This is a genomic window from Corynebacterium sp. A21 (genome assembly GCF_052266655.1).
GTDB lineage: Bacteria > Actinomycetota > Actinomycetes > Mycobacteriales > Mycobacteriaceae > Corynebacterium.
Map to the genome: position 1 here is coordinate 1 of NZ_JBQPQY010000009.1, position 16,423 is coordinate 16,423.

Annotated in this window: 14 protein-coding genes; all 14 read right to left on the reverse strand. The window is 61.1% G+C overall.

What is annotated here, in order from left to right:
* Positions 1–340 precede the first annotated feature (340 nt).
* Positions 341–1,606, reverse strand: coding sequence for a tyrosine--tRNA ligase (tyrS, locus tag ACTU46_RS11995; protein ID WP_443381989.1), 1,266 nt, complete (start codon positions 1,604–1,606; stop codon positions 341–343).
* 113 nt (positions 1,607–1,719) lie between these two features.
* Positions 1,720–1,902 (reverse strand): Trm112 family protein, encoded by a 183-nt coding sequence (locus ACTU46_RS12000; RefSeq protein WP_443381991.1) that lies wholly within the window; start codon positions 1,900–1,902, stop codon positions 1,720–1,722.
* A gap of 6 nt (positions 1,903–1,908) precedes the next feature.
* On the reverse strand, positions 1,909–2,604 hold the full coding sequence (locus ACTU46_RS12005) for a hypothetical protein (protein ID WP_443381992.1): 696 nt from the start codon (positions 2,602–2,604) through the stop codon (positions 1,909–1,911).
* Positions 2,591–4,234: a VWA domain-containing protein gene (locus ACTU46_RS12010; protein WP_443381994.1), complete on the reverse strand. Its 1,644-nt coding sequence runs from the start codon at positions 4,232–4,234 to the stop codon at positions 2,591–2,593. Before ACTU46_RS12010 ends, ACTU46_RS12005 begins: the two co-directional genes overlap by 14 nt.
* A gap of 11 nt (positions 4,235–4,245) precedes the next feature.
* Positions 4,246–5,439: a hypothetical protein gene (locus ACTU46_RS12015; protein WP_443381996.1), complete on the reverse strand. Its 1,194-nt coding sequence runs from the start codon at positions 5,437–5,439 to the stop codon at positions 4,246–4,248.
* Positions 5,440–5,531: 92 nt separating this feature from the next.
* Positions 5,532–6,968 (reverse strand): argininosuccinate lyase, encoded by a 1,437-nt coding sequence (gene argH / locus ACTU46_RS12020; protein ID WP_443381998.1) that lies wholly within the window; start codon positions 6,966–6,968, stop codon positions 5,532–5,534.
* Between the two features lie 37 nt (positions 6,969–7,005).
* Positions 7,006–8,205, reverse strand: coding sequence for an argininosuccinate synthase (locus ACTU46_RS12025; protein ID WP_443382000.1), 1,200 nt, complete (start codon positions 8,203–8,205; stop codon positions 7,006–7,008).
* A gap of 78 nt (positions 8,206–8,283) precedes the next feature.
* Positions 8,284–8,784, reverse strand: a complete 501-nt coding sequence (locus tag ACTU46_RS12030) for an arginine repressor (RefSeq protein ID WP_443382002.1) — start codon at positions 8,782–8,784, stop codon at positions 8,284–8,286.
* Positions 8,785–8,836: 52 nt separating this feature from the next.
* Positions 8,837–9,805 (reverse strand): ornithine carbamoyltransferase, encoded by a 969-nt coding sequence (gene argF / locus ACTU46_RS12035; protein WP_443382004.1) that lies wholly within the window; start codon positions 9,803–9,805, stop codon positions 8,837–8,839.
* 46 nt (positions 9,806–9,851) lie between these two features.
* Positions 9,852–11,027: an acetylornithine transaminase gene (locus ACTU46_RS12040; RefSeq protein ID WP_443382006.1), complete on the reverse strand. Its 1,176-nt coding sequence runs from the start codon at positions 11,025–11,027 to the stop codon at positions 9,852–9,854.
* A complete protein-coding gene (gene argB / locus ACTU46_RS12045) occupies positions 11,024–11,968 on the reverse strand; it encodes an acetylglutamate kinase (RefSeq protein WP_443382008.1) in 945 nt (314 codons plus the stop codon). Before argB ends, ACTU46_RS12040 begins: the two co-directional genes overlap by 4 nt.
* 47 nt (positions 11,969–12,015) lie before the next feature.
* A complete protein-coding gene (gene argJ, locus ACTU46_RS12050) occupies positions 12,016–13,176 on the reverse strand; it encodes a bifunctional glutamate N-acetyltransferase/amino-acid acetyltransferase ArgJ (RefSeq protein ID WP_443382010.1) in 1,161 nt (386 codons plus the stop codon).
* A gap of 43 nt (positions 13,177–13,219) precedes the next feature.
* Positions 13,220–14,263 (reverse strand): N-acetyl-gamma-glutamyl-phosphate reductase, encoded by a 1,044-nt coding sequence (gene argC / locus ACTU46_RS12055; RefSeq protein WP_443382012.1) that lies wholly within the window; start codon positions 14,261–14,263, stop codon positions 13,220–13,222.
* Positions 14,264–14,662: 399 nt separating this feature from the next.
* Positions 14,663–15,931, reverse strand: coding sequence for a hypothetical protein (locus ACTU46_RS12060; RefSeq protein WP_443382013.1), 1,269 nt, complete (start codon positions 15,929–15,931; stop codon positions 14,663–14,665).
* Between the last annotated feature and the right edge of the window lie 492 nt (positions 15,932–16,423).

Genomic DNA, 16,423 nt, shown 5'->3' on the forward strand with positions numbered 1-16,423 from the left:
ATGGCACACTATTGAGTTCTCACACAACATTCGCACACACCCGATCAACCCCACCTAAGCGGAGCATCAACTGTTGCGGCTGTATTGATACCCTACGTCTGACGTTCGTAAAAAGTCAACTTCAGGTTCATCTTCACTTCAACTCGGTGTTACACCTCGTTGCGGCGACTGGGATAAATCTACACACACCCAGCAGCACCCACAAATCACCAGGTAGATAGGCGAATCCCCCGAACACCATCTGGTGTTCGGGGGATTCGCCTGGAGGGTTTCTCCATCTGGGCGCACTAGTGAGCGGTATTCACCGCTCCCCTCGCCCGCTATATAGGAAGAGTTCTTGCTAACCGGTGATCTGCACGCCCGCGAAGTTCTTCTTGCCGCGGCGCAGGACCAGCCAACTTCCGTGAAGCAGATCCGATTCAGCTGGCTCCCACGCTTCATCTTCAATGCGCTGGTTGTTGACGTAGGCACCGCCTTCCTTGATGGCGCGTCGCGCCTCACCCTTGGACTTGCTCAGTCCGGTAGCCACCAGCAGATCGATGATGCCACGGGATTCGCCGGCACCGATCTTGACGATCTCGGTCTCGGAGACGGCAGACGCCAGGGTGCTCTCATCCAGGTCGGACAGTTCCGCGCGACCAAAAAGTGCCTGGGATGCGAGCTCGACAGCCTTGGTGGCTTCTTCACCGTGGACCAGGTTGGTCATCTCGCGGGCGAGTCGCTTCTGCGCTTCACGCTTGAAGGGCCGCTCGGCGACCTCCACTTCGAGTTCTTGGAGCTCCTCGCGGTTGAGGAAGGTGAACCAACGCAGGTACCGGATGACATCAGCATCCGAAGTATTGATGAAGTACTGGTACCAGGTGTACGGGCTGGTCATCTCGGGATCCAGCCACAGGCTTCCGCCACCGGTGGATTTGCCGAACTTCTTGCCCTCGGAGTCGGTGACCAGCGGGACGGTCAGCGCATGGACGTTTTCCCCGCGGGTACGACGCACCAGATCAACACCTGCGATCAGGTTGCCCCACTGGTCACCGCCGCCAATCTGGAGGGTGCAGTTGAACTGGTCATGGAGCTGCACGTAGTCATTGGCCTGCAGCAGCATGTAGGAGAATTCAGTGTAGGAAATGCCGTCGCCCTCCAGGCGACGCTTGACGGTATCGCGGCCGAGCATGGTGTTCAGGGAGAAGTGCTTGCCGATGTCCCGGAGAAAGGTGATCGCCGAGAGATCCTTCGTCCAGTCGTTGTTGTTGACGAGCTCGGCGGAGTTCTCTCCCTCGAAGGAGACGAAACGCTGCAGCTGACCGGAGATACGACCAGCCCAGTCCTTGACGGTGTCCGCGTCATTCATGCTGCGCTCGCCGACATCACGCGGGTCACCGATCATTCCGGTGGCACCACCGGCGAGGACCAGCGGACGGTGGCCAGCCTGTTGGAATCGGGCAAGCATCAGCAGCGGAACGAGGTGGCCGGCATGCAGGGAGGGGCCGGTCGGGTCGAAACCACAGTAGAGAGTGATGGGACCAGCTTCGGTGGCCTGCTGCAGTGCTTCGATATCGGTGGACTGGTTGACCAGGCCGCGCCAGCTGAGTTCTTCGATGATGTTCATTGAGAGAGTTATGTCCTTAGGAAAAGTGCGTCTTGGAAAATATTGGGCCCAGTACCACCAGCCCAACCTTGGGCGGCGATCTTCGCGGTTCCCGCGGGGCGTCGCTAAGCTGCTTAAGCGGTGCTGGCAGGCCAGGGGGTGGCCTCGTCGATCAACAGCACCGGGATTCCATCGTCGATGCGATAGGCCAGATTCAGCCGATTGTTGACCAGGACCTGCTCATCTTCCAGATATTCCAGCGGCCCCTTGTCTCGGGGACAGGCGAGGACATCCAGCAACTTCGGATCAAGACTCATGGTGCCTTATCTTACCTTCCCGGTATCGCCACCGTTTTCAGGGTCCTTACTATCGGCATCCCCAAGCACTGGGCTCTCCGAATCCGAAGTGAAGGACACCTCAGGTGCAAATCCGGGATCCTGACCGAACTGCAGCTGCAGCATATCGCGGTGGTTTTCCAGGGCACGGACATTATCTTCACCAATGGCGGCCCGGATCTCCGCACTCTCCCGGTACAGCACCTCGAGGGAGTCAATGGTGGGACTGACCGCCCGATGGCGGGCGGAATGCGGGACCTGCAAATAGGAATCGATGATTCCCGGAAGGTAGTCCTCGATCATGCTGGCCAGGATCACCTGCTGTTCGGGATAGGCACTCAAGTAGTGCCATTCCCTGAGGATCGCACGGAGTGACTGATCCAGATCCCACATCGCCCGGCCCAACGGCCCAGCCGGCTTCGAATCGCGCAGCTTGCCGGTGGTGGCTGAAAGGCTGCTCCCCAGCTCCGCGGGATTAAGGGAGAGCTGCTGAGGTGCAGCAAGCTCCGGCTGCGGTTTCCCGGTGGGGATCAGCGCCGCCGAGGCTCCCCAGGCGGCAATGGCCACCACCGGCCACAGGAAACCGAGACCGACGATGAGATGTACGAGAATGACGAGGATAGCCAGGACCATCCCGATGAGATTGCCGCGGCTGTTGAAGAAGCTTCCGCTATTGGTAGCCACGAATCTCCTTGAAAGCTTCGTTGAGGTTGGTTTCACCGGCTTCAAAGGAGCGGCCACCCGTCAGTTCCGCGACGCGCTGCATCTCCCGTGGGTCGGCTTCGCCGTAGCGGATCACGAAGGTCGGTGGCAGCTTGCCCGACTGATCCTGAACCCAGGCGGAAAAGGTATCGAGACTCGGCCCAGCGGTGACTTCACCGTCGGTGAGCAGCAGCATCGAGGGAATTGAGCCTCCCCCGGCCTCGTTGATCTCGCCATAGGCCTCCTGGAGTGCTGCGTAGAGCGCGGTCTCGCCTCCCGGCTGCAGGCCATCCACCGCGGACTTCAGCTGCTGGGCGGCTTCCCCTTCGCCGAAGGTCACCGTGGTTGCGAGGTGTACCTCGGAGGAGAAGGGCAGGATGGTGATCTGCTCGCGTTCGCGCAGTCCCACGGTGCCGGTGGTGGTGCTCGCGCTCCCGTCGATCAGCTGATTCATGGTCTCCTTCAGATCGGCGATCCGTCCACCAGCCATCGATCCGGAGGTGTCCAGCACGAACATGATCTCACCGGGAACCCGCAGTTCATTGGTGTAGGCGGCGATGAGGCGGTCGGTGACGGTGATGTCTCCGGGGAAGGGCAACTCGATGAGGATCTGCTCGCTCATCTCCGGGGGCAGCTGCGCGGTGGCTGCCGGGCGTCGATAAGTGTCCACGATGGCGGCGGGATTCTCGTTGAGCCAGTCCCCCAGGGCGCGAACCTGTGTGGGGGCTTGTTCATTCGCCGGGTTGGCCAAGGTGCTGAGCGGGTAGTCCGCGCTGATGACACCGTCGCTGGGCACGATGACCTCGATATCCGCGCCTTCCGCAGCCATGCCATGGAGAACGGATTCATAGTTGATCAGGGCATCCACCCGGTCCGGATCCGCCATGAAAGCATCCCGGAGCCAGCCTGAAGAACCCGAGGCCAGCTGCTGACCGGAGAAGAAGTCGGTCAGCTCCTCAGCATTGGCATCGATATCCGCGATACTCAGCGCATTCCCGGTATCCGCCAGCGCGGTGGCCACCGCCACCACTGCGGAGAAACCGGAGTTTGAGGTCGCGGGATCAGTCATCCCATAACTGAGATCCCCCGTAGCGGCGGTATCCGCGATCTGGGACCAGGTTGGCGGGCTAGCCACCCAGCCCAGCCCCTCGGCCTTGTCCGAGCGGACCCCGAAAGCCACCGGAGAAGTGGCGATCTGGATGCTCTCCCCCAGTTTGTCCGAGGCTCCCAGCAGGTTCACATAACGGTTCGTGGCGAACCAGGTGGCATCGAACTGCCCGTCGAACTCACCGGCTTTCAGGGCGTGACTGTTGGCCAGGGTGCCGTCCGGGAAGCTGAGTTCAATGTCGAAACCGAGGTCGGTCGAGGCCCGGTCGATCAGCGGCTGAATATCCGCCAATTCAGTGGCCGCCGCGATCTTCAACGACTCTCCGCCGGAACCGGCACCGGCGGTATCCGAAGCATCCGGCACCCCGGTGCCGGAGGTGCCAGTCCCAGCGCCGCCGCAGGCAGCGAGGAAAAGCATGATCAACAGTGCGAAGAGCACAATCAGAAAGCGGGCTGCGCTGCCGGACAAGAACTGCGTGGCGGTGCCATTCATGGACATGTTCATGCCTCGGGCCTTCATTCCTCGTGGGTTCCTGCAGGGGGCGGTGGGCTGCCGTATCCGGCGGCGACCCCATTGATCAGGTCTTCCAGCCGGTCATAGCTCGGCGGGTCCACCGAGTCGATCAGGTTCGGCGGTGCCACCTCTCCCGCCGGCAGAAGTTCGCGGACCTCATCGAAATAGCGCTGCTCGTGGGGCCGATAGCCATGCTGACCGGCCAGTTCCTGCAGTTCTGGATCTTCAGTGAGCAACCGGGCCACCTCCGTCCCGGCTTCGCTCAGGCCAAGCGCGGTGTGCGCGCTGAGGATCGTCGGCGAAGGGTAGGCCAGGGCCATGTCCGCGGTGATGCGGCTTTCATCTGCCGCGACTTCTCCCAGATACTGGGACTCGTAGACCATGACCATCGGCTTGGAACCGATCCCCTGGGAGAGATAGTCGAAAAAAGGGCCGGCGGAGGTGGATTCAGCGTATCCCTGCCCGACGAACAGCGGGGTGGCCAAGTCCACCACCTGAGTCACCTCCTGATCGGTGCTGACCACCTTATTCTCATTAAGAATCCAGGACATCAGGGACAGATACATGGCCGCCGAGTTTGAGGTGCGAATATCAGTGGTGGCGACCTGAACAGTGCGCGGTGAAGGGAACTGATCCCCCGCGATATCGCGCCAGCGAGTGCTCTCGAGCCCGAGTTCCGCTAGTCCTGCCATATCAAGACGCCAGGCATTACCGTCCAGGGTGGCCACCCCTTCCTTCTCCAGGACCATGAGGATGGTGTCAAAGGACGCAATCGCCATCGGCGAGTGGAAGGGGATGTAGCTGACGCTCGAAGCCACCTGCTCGGCGATCTTCTGCGCCGCCGGTCCCGATGAGGGGAAGGCCAGGTCATACTCGTCAAGGTTGGCACCGGTGGCGATCTTCCGGGAGCCTGCGGTATCGATCTTCACGCTGTAGCCATGGGTGGCGAGCACTTCCTGGACCGCCGGATCCTCGAAGAAATCCCGCTTCTCGGAGCCGATGATCGCCCGGATCTCAGTCGTCCCGCCCACGAAGCGGTGATTCTCCTCCCCGCTGGCGAAGGGGTTCGGGATCCCACCCCGGCCGACAAGCACCGCGACCACCGCGACGATGAGGAGCAGCAGGCCGATGATCACTCCGCGGCCGCGTCCCCGCGAACGCTGCGTCGTGGAGGAAGGAGAATAAGGATCCGCCATGGCCTGATCCTAAAACCGCCGGTGAGGACCCGCAACAGGAAAACCGGGGGTGGACGCTGTGGTCCACCCCCGGCGATCTTCGCTGGCGCAGGTTAGTTGGCGCGCACCGGGGTGCCCGCCCACTCCTTGGCCGCTGCGGAAGCCGCAGCCACCCGCCCACGCTGCTCGACGACCCGCACGCCAGCGGTGCCGCCCTTCGTCGAGCGTGAGGCGACGGCGCCGTCGATGGTCAGGACCTTGCGCACCTCAGGGGTCAGACGCTTATCGACGCCCGCGAGCTCCTCATCGCTCAGGTCAATCAGATCGACCCCGCGCTGCTCGGCAATGCGCACGCACGCTCCCGAGGCCTCATGCGCCTCACGGAAGGGCACGCCCTGGCGGACCATCCATTCAGCCAAGTCAGTGGCCAGTGTAAAGCCGGCCGGAGCCAACTCCCTCATCCGCTCCTCGTTGAAGGTCAACGTGGAGATCAGGCCGGTCATCGCCGGCAGCAGCAGCCGGAGCTGGGCCACCGAATCAACGATGGGTTCCTTATCCTCCTGCAGGTCGCGGTTATACGCCAGCGGCAGTGCCTTCAAGGTGGACATCAAACCGGTGAGGTTACCGATCAGACGACCGGTCTTGCCGCGGGTGAGCTCCGGAATATCCGGGTTCTTCTTCTGCGGCATGATCGAGCTACCGGTGGACCACTGGTCGGCCAGCTTGATGTAGCTGAATTCCGGGGTACACCAGGCGATGATCTCCTCCGACAGCCGGGACATGTCCACGGCGATCTGGGCCAGTACAAACGCGGTCTCCGAAGCGAAGTCGCGTGAGGATGTGGCGTCCAGGGAGTTATCGGCGGCAGCATCGAAACCGAGTTCCTCGGCGATAGCCTCCGGGTTCAGCGCCAGGGAGGACCCCGCCAATGCGCCGGAGCCATAGGGCGAGATCGCCAGCCGCTTGTCCAGATCGCGCAGCCGGTCGACGTCACGCAACAACGGATGGGTGTGGGCCAGCAGCTGATGCGCCAGCAACACCGGCTGAGCAGCCTGGAAGTGAGTCTTACCCGGCATGATCGCGTCCGGGTGAGCCTCCGCCTGTGCCACGAGGGCATCGACAAGCTCGGTGACACCGAAAGCGGTATCCCGGATGGCATCGCGCACCCACATACGGAAGAGGGTGGCCACCTGGTCGTTGCGGGAACGACCGGCGCGCAGCCGGCCACCGACCTCGGTGCCGACGATGTCGATCAGGCCGCGTTCCATAGCGCCGTGGACATCCTCATCACTGGGCAGCGGCTTGAACTCACCGCTGGCGACCGCCGCGCCGAGCTGGGCAAGACCACTGAGCATGGTCTCGAGATCCGCATCGCTGAGCAACTCCGCCGAGTGCAGAACCTTGGCGTGGGCCGTGGAGGCCAGCACATCATAGGGGGCGAGCACCCAGTCGAAATGGGTGGACACACTCAATGCGAACATCGCCTCCGAAGGCCCGCCGGAGAACCGGCCACCCCACAACGCACCTTGATTGGTTCCGTGCTTTTCCATTTGGGTACTCCCCTTCCCTAGAACTTCAGCTGCAGAATTACTTGGCGTCGCGGTCGCGACGGTTGGCGATCTTGGAGGACAGACCGTGCAGCTCGACGAAGCCCTTGGCATGGGTCTGGTCGAAGGTGTCACCGGTGTCGTAGGTTGCCAGGTTGAAGTCGTAGAGCGAGTGGCTGGAACGACGACCGTTGACGGTGATCTTACCGGCGTGCAGCACCAGGCGGATATCGCCGGTGACGTGCTCCTGGGTGGAATCGATGAACGCATCGAGGGAGCGCTTCAGCGGACCGAACCAGAGTCCGTCGTAGACCTCCTCGGACCAGCGAGCGTCGATCTGACGCTTGTAACGGGCCAGCTCGCGCTCGACGGTGACGTCCTCCAGGGCCTCGTGGGCGGTGATCAGGACCATCGCACCCGGTGCCTCGTAGATCTCGCGGGACTTGATGCCGATCAAGCGATCCTCAACCATGTCGAGACGGCCGACGCCCTGGGCGCCACCGCGACGGTTGAGCTCCTCAATAGCCTGCAAGACGGTGACCGGACGGCCGTCGATAGCCACCGGCTTACCGCCCTCGAAGGAGATGATCAGCTCATCGGGAGCGTTGCCCAGGGCCGGATCCTCGGTGTAGGCGTAGATGTCCTTGGTCGGGGCATTCCACAGATCCTCGAGGTAGCCGGTCTCAATGGCACGACCCCAGACGTTCTGGTCGATGGAGAAGGGAGACTTGACCGACTGCTCGATCGGGACGTTGTTCTCCTCGGCGAAGGCGATGGCCTTGTCGCGGGTCCAGGCGAAGTCACGGGCCGGAGCGATGATCTTCAGGTCCGGGTCGGTGTCCATGAAACCGACCTCAAAGCGGACCTGGTCATTGCCCTTACCGGTGCAACCATGAGCGACGTGGGTGCCGCCGAACTGCTTGCCGGCATCGACCAGGTGCTTGACGATCAGCGGACGGGAGATCGCGGAGACCAGCGGGTACTGCTTCATGTACATGCCGTTGGCCTTGATGGCCGGTAGGCAGTACTCATCGGCGAACTCATCCTTGGCATCAATGACGATGGACTCAGCGGCGCCGGCATCGATGGCGCGTTGGCGCACGGACTCCATGTCCTCGCCATCCTGGCCCAGGTCCAGGGACACGGCGATAACTTCGCCCTCAATCATCTTCTTCAGGTAGGGGATGGCGACAGTGGTGTCGAGTCCACCGGAATACGCGAGCACGATGCGGTTGGTCATGAAAGTCTCCTATCAGGGTTGGTGATCCCGTATGCAGCGGAATCCCAGACATGTTCTTTTGATTACTCTACCGGGGGTCTAACGCTTGCTGAGAAGCTCCCCCAGCTCTCGGCCCGTCATCGGATGTCGGGCCAGGACAAAAATGGTGTCATCGCCGGCAATACAGCCGACAACCTCGTTCATACCGACGCGGTCGATGAAGCTGGCGAGGTACTGTGCGGCTCCCGGTGGGGTCCGCAGCACCGCCATGCTTCCTGAGTGGTCCACGGAGACGACCAGATCATCGAGCATCCGGCGCAGTTTCTCCCGGGGTCCACTCAACAACTCCGCCAAGGCCTGTTCCACCGGGCCAACGGCGTAGAAGGCCCGTCCCCCGTCCTCCGGGCGGATCTTCTTCGCCCCGAGTTCATCCAGGTCCCGGGAAAGCGTGGCCTGGGTGATATCGATCCCCTCATCCAGCAACAGCTCCGAGAGCTGGACCTGGGAGTAGACCCGGGTCTTCTCCAGGACTCCGAGGATGCGGGCCTGTCGTGCGGTCCGGGTGACCTGGGCGGCGCCGTGGTTCTTCTCACCGCTCATGGCAGGTTGGTGCCTTTCGGTTGGGTGGGATGTTCATCAGGTCAGGACAATATTAATCCTGCTGAGCGGGCTGGTTCTCCAGCAGCCACACCAGCAGTGCTTTCTGGGCGTGCAGCCGGTTCTCAGCCTCATCGAAAACGCGGGAGCGTGGGCCATCGATCACCTCGGCGGTGACCTCATTACCGCGGTAGGCCGGCAGACAGTGCAGGAAAATCGCATCCTCAGCGGCTGCAGCCATGACCTCCGCAGAAACCTGGTACGGCAGGAACGGGGTACGACGGTCCAGACCGTCATTCTCCATCCCCATCGACACCCAGGTGTCAGTGATGACCACATCGGCACCGGCGACCTCGGCGATATCGGAGGTGACAGTCACGGTGGCACCGGTCTCCGCCGCCCGACGGCGCGCCCGCTCAACGAACTCCGGCTGCGGCTGGAAGCCCTCCGGCGCAATAACGGAAATGTCCATGCCGGCGGTGGCGAAGCCGATCATGTAACTATTGGCCATGTTGTTGTCGCCGTCACCCAGATAAACGGCCTTGCGGCCCTGGAGACCGGCAGGTCCCTGCTCCGGGCTGAGATTTTCCACGCAGGTCTGCAGATCCGCGAGAATCTGGCAGGGATGCAGGTCATCAGTCAGGGCATTGACGATCGGCACAGTGGCGGTCTCCGCCATATCGCTGAGGTTGGTCTGGGCGTAGGTTCGCCAGACAATGGCCTCGACATAGCGGGACAGCACGGCGCCGGTGTCCTGATAGGACTCCCCTTTACCCATCTGGCTTTTCCCAGTCTCCACGACGATGGCGTGTCCCCCCAGGTGGGCGATCCCAGCGTCGAAGGAGAAACGGGTGCGGGTGGAGGTCTTATCGAAGAGCACCGCCACTGAAAGCGGCCCCTCCAACGGGCGACGGGACAGCGGCGACTTCTTCAGCTCTGCTGCCAGCGCAAGTACCTCGGCCTGCTCCGCCGGTGACAGATCATCATCGGCGAGAAAGTGCCGTACTGCGGGTGTGGTCATCATTCCTCTTTTTCTGGGAAGGTTCTCCTAGGCGATACCCCAGGAATCGTTAGCGGGACAGTTCAGTGATGAGAGCGCGCAGACCGGTCAGGGCCTGTTCAATTTCCTGCTCATTGATCACCAGCGGCGGAGTGAGCCGGATGATATCTTCTGCCGGGGCGTTGAGAATCAGGCCGTGGTCGAAGCCCTCAGTCACGGCTTGCTTGGCCACCGGCTTCTTCAGGACGACACCGAGCATCAAACCACGTCCGCGGACCTCTTCGACGGTGTCCAACTTCTCCAGCTCATCGATGAAGTACTGCCCCTTCGCGATGACTTCGGCACAGAATTCAGCATCGATGACATCCAGGACCGCATTCGCAGCGGCGCAGGCCACCGGGTTACCACCAAAGGTGGTGCCATGGGAGCCGGGAGCGAAGAGTCCGGCTGCCTTGCCGGTGGCCAGGCAGGCGCCGATCGGCAGTCCGCCGCCGAGGCCCTTGGCCATGGTCACCACATCCGGGATGATCCCGTCATGCTGGTGGGCGAAGAAGTCGCCGGTACGTCCGACACCGGTCTGCACCTCATCGACGATCATGAGGATGCCGTACTCATCGCAGAGCTCGCGGATCGCCTTGAGGAATCCCTCAGGGGCCGGAATGACACCGGTCTCACCCTGGATCGGCTCGAGGATGATGGAAGCGGTGTTCCGGGGATCCTGCTCGACCAGCTCACGGAGACCGTCGATGTCACCGTACTCATAGAACTCGACACCGGCAGGCATGGGTTCAAAAGCCGCACGCTTGTCCGCCTGACCGGTCATGGCCAGGGAACCCATGGTGCGGCCGTGGAAACCGTTGACCGCAGCCAGAATCCGGGAACGACCGGTCAAGCGGGAAAGCTTGAAGGCGGCTTCATTGGCCTCAGCCCCGGAGTTACAGAAGAACACCCGGGTGGATTCCCCTGCCCCGAGCAGCTCCTTCAAGCGGGATGCGAGGGTGACCACCTGAGAATGGGCGAAAAGATTGGAAGTGTGACCGAGTTGCCTGATCTGCTCGCTCACGGCCTCCACAATCGCCGGGTGGCCGTGGCCGAGAGCGTTGACTGCGATACCGGCGAGCATGTCAATGAGGTGGCGACCTTCGCCGTCAATGACAGTTGCACCGCTTCCTGAAACCAGTTCCACGGGCGGGGTGCCGTAGTTGTTCATCAGCACCTCGGGCCATTTATCGAGGGTGTCACTCATTTCTCATCATCCTTTCGCAGTACGGTGCCTTCGGGGTAATCATTGCGGTCATAGTTATCGGGCAACACCATGGTGCCGATACCACCCATAGTCAGCAATTCAAGAAGAACCGAGTGGGCGATACGGCCATCGATGACATGTGAGGCGGCGACGCCGGCCTGTACCGCCCGGAGGCAGGATTCCATCTTCGGGATCATGCCGGAATCGAGGGCCGGGAGCAGGTTCTCAAGCTGGCTGGCGGTGATCTTCGAGACCAGCGAATCCTGGTTAGGCCAATCGGTGTAGAGACCGGCGACATTGGTGAGCACCAGAAGTCGCTCCGCGTTCAGCGCGCTGGCCAGCGCACCAGCGGCCGTATCAGCGTTGATATTGTAGACTTCGCCGTCTTCGCCCGGAGCGATGGTGGACACCACCGGGATCCGGCCGGCCTCGATGATGTCCATGAGAGCCGTCGGGTTAACGTCGACGATATCGCCAACCAAACCAATGTCAGTGGGGACACCATCGACCTGGACATAGCGCTTGGTGGCGGTGAAGAGGTTGGCATCCTCGCCGGAGGTACCCACGGCATAGGGGCCATGGGAGTTGATCAGCCCGACCAGGTCGCGGCCGACCTGGCCGAAGAGCACCATGCGCACGATTTCCATGACTTCCGGGGTGGTAACCCGGAATCCGCCCTTGAACTCACCTTCCAGGCCGACCCTTCGGAGCATGTCGGAGATCTGCGGTCCGCCGCCGTGGACGACAACAGGCTTGGCACCGACGGTACGGAGAAAGACCATGTCCGCCGCGAAAGCGGCCTTGAGCTTCTCGTCGACCATCGCGTTACCGCCGTACTTGACCACGACGATGCGGTCACGGAAGTGCTGTAGCCAGGGCAGTGCCTCGGCGAGAACGGCAGCCTTGACCTCCGGGTTCAGCTGGTTGAGTGAGTCATCCATGGTGGGGTCCTTGCGTTGTGGTTTCGGGGTGCGGTGTTCGCGGTGTTCTAGGTGCTGTAGGCGGAGTTGATCTCCACATAGGCGTGGGAGAGATCTGTGGTCCGCACGGTGGCGGTACCTTCTCCCCTGGTACCCAGGTCGATGCGGACATCGATGTCTGCTCCACTGAGATCCACCTCGCGGGCGCCTGGGGCACCGGTTGAGTCAAGACATACCGGCTGATCATTGAAATACACCGAGATGTGTTCCGGTTCCATGTCAGCCTCAGCCATTCCGACGGCAGCCAGCACCCGACCCCAGTTCGGGTCAGAGCCGAACATGGCGCACTTGAAAAGATTGTCGCGTCCGACGGTACGGGCGGCGTTGAGCGCCTGGACATTGTCAGCGGTGCCGGTAACGGTGATGCTCACCCGCTTGGTGACACCCTCTGCATCAGCCTGCAGCTGGGAGGCGATGTCGAGACAGGCCTCGTGGACAGCCTCGTTAAGTTCAGTCTGGCTCGGCGCCACGCCGGAATCCCCAGAGGACAACAGCAGCACAGTGTCATTCGTGGAGGTCGAACCATCGATGTCGAGGGTGTCGAAGGTGACAGCGGTGGCTGCGCGCAATGCTGCATCGGCCATCTCAGCGGTGATCTTGGCATCGGTGGTGAGACAGACCAACATGGTGGCCAGAGAGGGGGCCATCATGCCCACTCCCTTACCCATACCGCCGATGCTCCAACCCCCGCGCTTGATCACGGTCTCCTTGGAGACGGTGTCGGTGGTCATGATCGATTCGGCTGCGGCATTGCCATGGTCGCCGAGTTTGTGCGGAAGGGCGTCGACCCCCTTGCGCATGATGTCCATGGGAAGCAACTCCCCGATCAGGCCAGTGGAGCAGACCCCGATCTCGGTGGGTGCGACTCCGAGGTTCTCCGCCAGTTGTGCCACCAGCTCAGCGGCATCGGCATCACCTTGGACACCATTGCAGGCATTGGCATTGCCGGCGTTATAGAGGACGGCCTTGAGGGTCCCGGTCTGCAGCGCCGCGCGGGTCACCTTGACCGGGGATGCGACGACGCGGTTGCGGGTGAACACACCTGCCGCGATATTTTCGGGTCCGTCATTGACCACCAGGGCCATGTCCGGGTTGCCGGATGCCTTAATTCCAGCGGTTAATGCTGCGGCCCGGAAGCCAGCGGGCACAGTGATACCAATGCTGCTCATGTGTGGTGCCTTTCTTAAAAAGGTGGCTGGGATTGGGCGGGGCTTAGGGGGCGACCGCGGCGCGCGGTAGGCCAGCGCCCTCAGACAGTCCCAACGCAAGGTTCATGCACTGGACGGCGGCACCAGCGGTGCCCTTGGTGAGGTTATCGATCACGGAGGTCACGAGCAGCTTGTTAGCGAAAGGATCCACTTCAACCTGGACGTGGCACATATTCGAGCCGACGATGTTCTGGGTCTGGGGTTGCTGGCCAGCAGGCAGGACGAAAACGAAGGGCTCATCCTGGTAGAACTCCTCGTAGACCGCGCGAGCCTGCTCCTCGGTTACGCCCTCGCGCAACGGCGCGGTGGCGGTGGTGAGGATGCCGCGGGGCAGCGGAGCCAGCACCGGGGTGAAACTGACAGAGACCTTCTGATCGGAGTACTCACCCAGGTTCTGAGCGATCTCCGGGGTATGTCGGTGCTTACCTGCAGTGTTATAGGCCTTGAGTGAGCCCATAACCTCAGAACCGAGCAACGGCACAGCAGCCTTTTTGCCCGCACCGGAGACTCCGGTGATTGAGGTGATGGTGACATCGGGAACGATGAGGTCCTTGGCCACGGCAGGCATCAGCGCCAGAGTAGCCCCAGTGGGGAAACAACCCGGGACAGCGATCCGCCTGGCGCCGAGGAGCTGCTCCCGATGGCCGGGCATCTCTGGGATGCCATAGGGCCAGGAACCGGCGTGCTCACCACCGTAATAGTGGTCCCAGGCAGCGGAATCCTTGAGACGGAAGTCCGCGGCGCAGTCAATGACCGTGACCTTCTCCCCCAACAGCCGAGCGATTTCGGCAGAGTGGCCGTGTGGCAGCGCCAGGAAGACCACGTCATGATCCGCAAGAACCTCTTGGGTGGTCTCCTCCATCACGCGGTCCGCCAACTGAGGCAGGTGCGGCATGGACTCCCCCAACGTCTTGCCGGCGGAGGAATTCGCGGTGAGAGCACCGATCTGGAGCTCTCCGGATTCATAGGCCGGGTGACCCAGGAGCAGGCGCAGGATCTCCCCACCCGCGTAGCCCGAGGCACCGGCAACTGCAACCTTGATCGTCATGCAGACGAGTGTAGCAATTATGCAGTCAGATGGAAAGTATGCAGATTTCTATCTGATGGATCACACTTTCCAGCGCTGCTGTCGAACTCCGGAGGTGGGCACTTCAAAGGCACATCACCGGCGAGTGGCACTCCCCGGTGGAACTCCCTAACTGACCAAAGTCATTGAAGGATTACGCCAAGAAGTGCCTGCTAGAGCCGAGCACATCAGCAGGAAAAACTCGGCTGGACCTGCCCACAGAGACTCAACAGCTGAAAAAATTCACTCTTCTCTGGGAGCAGTCTTCCTACCGAAGATCCCCACAGGTTAAACAACAAGCTCAGGGGATCATCCGGTGCCCGCTTGGCTTGTCGAGAGGTGCCCCCAACGCCCGGAGCACGGTTCAGGTACCGAGAGACATCAAGTGGGGCGGAAAGCGGGGACGTTCAAAGTTGAGGCATCGACGGGAACTTCATCGTTGACGTCCCACTGATTGCCCTGCAGATAATCTTCGATACCCCATTTCCGGCGAACCTGCGTCAGCGAATCCGCGGTACGTACGTATACCGCCGGCAGGTACTCAATAAACATTGACTGATAGCACATCGTATATCCGCCGACCTTATAAAAGACGATCCGATCATCGACTTGGAGGGCAGGCGCATCCTGTATCCTGGTCAATCGATCATCTTCCATGCAGGTGAAACCACTGATGATCTGATCCCGGCGGAGTTCGGTCGCCTCGGTGTCCAGGCGAATCTCAAAGGGGCGCTTGCGCCGGAAAAGCGGATCAATGTTGGTTCGGCTGGCATTGGTCACCACGACCGTGCTGGAACCCACCTCTTTCACGTCGAGAACGCTGGCATGAAACTCCACGGGAACAGCCACCAGGGAGCCACCCGGCTCAACGATCAAACAGGTTTTCTCCACATCAACCACCGGGTCCAGCACCTCCTTGATGACAGCAATATAATCATCAAACGTCGGGCTTCGATCTTCACTGCCGAAGAAACCGCCGCCGATGTCGATCCAGTCCAGGACCAGACCTCGGGATCGAATCAATTCTGCGGTCACCGTTGCCGAGGCCCGATAGACTTCTAGGCTCTGAGTACGGGAATTTCGGTGCATGTGCAGCCCTGCGATCCGTACGCCCGCAGCAAGCAGCTCTGAAATTACCTGATCAAGCTCACCATTTTCGGCGTTGAATCCAAAACGACTACCCTCATCCCCCGTGGTGCTTTCCCCGGGACAGTGCGCCTCAAGATCCCAATTGATCCGCAATCCGACCCCGAACTCCATCTCCGGCATCTCGCCGGCGAGCTCTGCGACCCAGGTGACCTCGCGCTTGGCGTCGAGGTTGATGATCGACCCCTCCTGCAGTGCGAAGCGTAGCCGTTCACGGCTCTTAATCGGGCCGTTGTAGACGATGCGGTCGGGGGCGTACCCCAGCGCGAGGGCTAGCTCGTATTCGGTGTCCGACACCACCTCTGCCCACACCTCCCGATCCCGCATGAACGTGATCAGCCAAGGCAGGGAATTCGTCTTGAAAGAATATGACAGGATCGAGTTCTGCCAATGCGTGTTCAGAGCTTGTTGGAATCGACTGAGGAAACCCTCCAGTACCGGGACATCGATAACGAAGGCCGGTGCAGGGGGGACCAAATCCTGAGAATGGTTGAGACGCTCCATGTAACTCTCTCCTTAGATGAAGATGAAGACTGCTTCTCCCGAAGTATCGCATCCTGAATCAGGCTAAGAAAGAGTTAAGGGAAAGTGATGTGAACAATCCCTCCATCTCCTCGCGGCTTACCAGCGCCCAAGCGCTACCGCAGATTGGCCATTTCACCACTCTCCGGCTGTTGAGCTGCATAAAGCAGGTGTAAACCGGTGTCCGCTAATTACAGAAGCAGACTCGAAACTGTTGTACGCGGTCATGTTATGCCGATACCCCACCTGGGGTTACCTGCACAAATGATCATCGTGCAGGTGGAGAGGAAGTTCACCTTAGGAAGCTGACTAGCACTCATCCCCCGACAGCAGGTTCAATGCTCTCCCCTACTCATACATCGGCGCGAAATTCTCCCCGCTAACGACTGAGGTGCTTCCCAATTTTCCAACTACTTCATAAAAGTTCAGCTCATGCTCATGGATTCCTCGATAAGCTGTTAAAAAACTCATAGT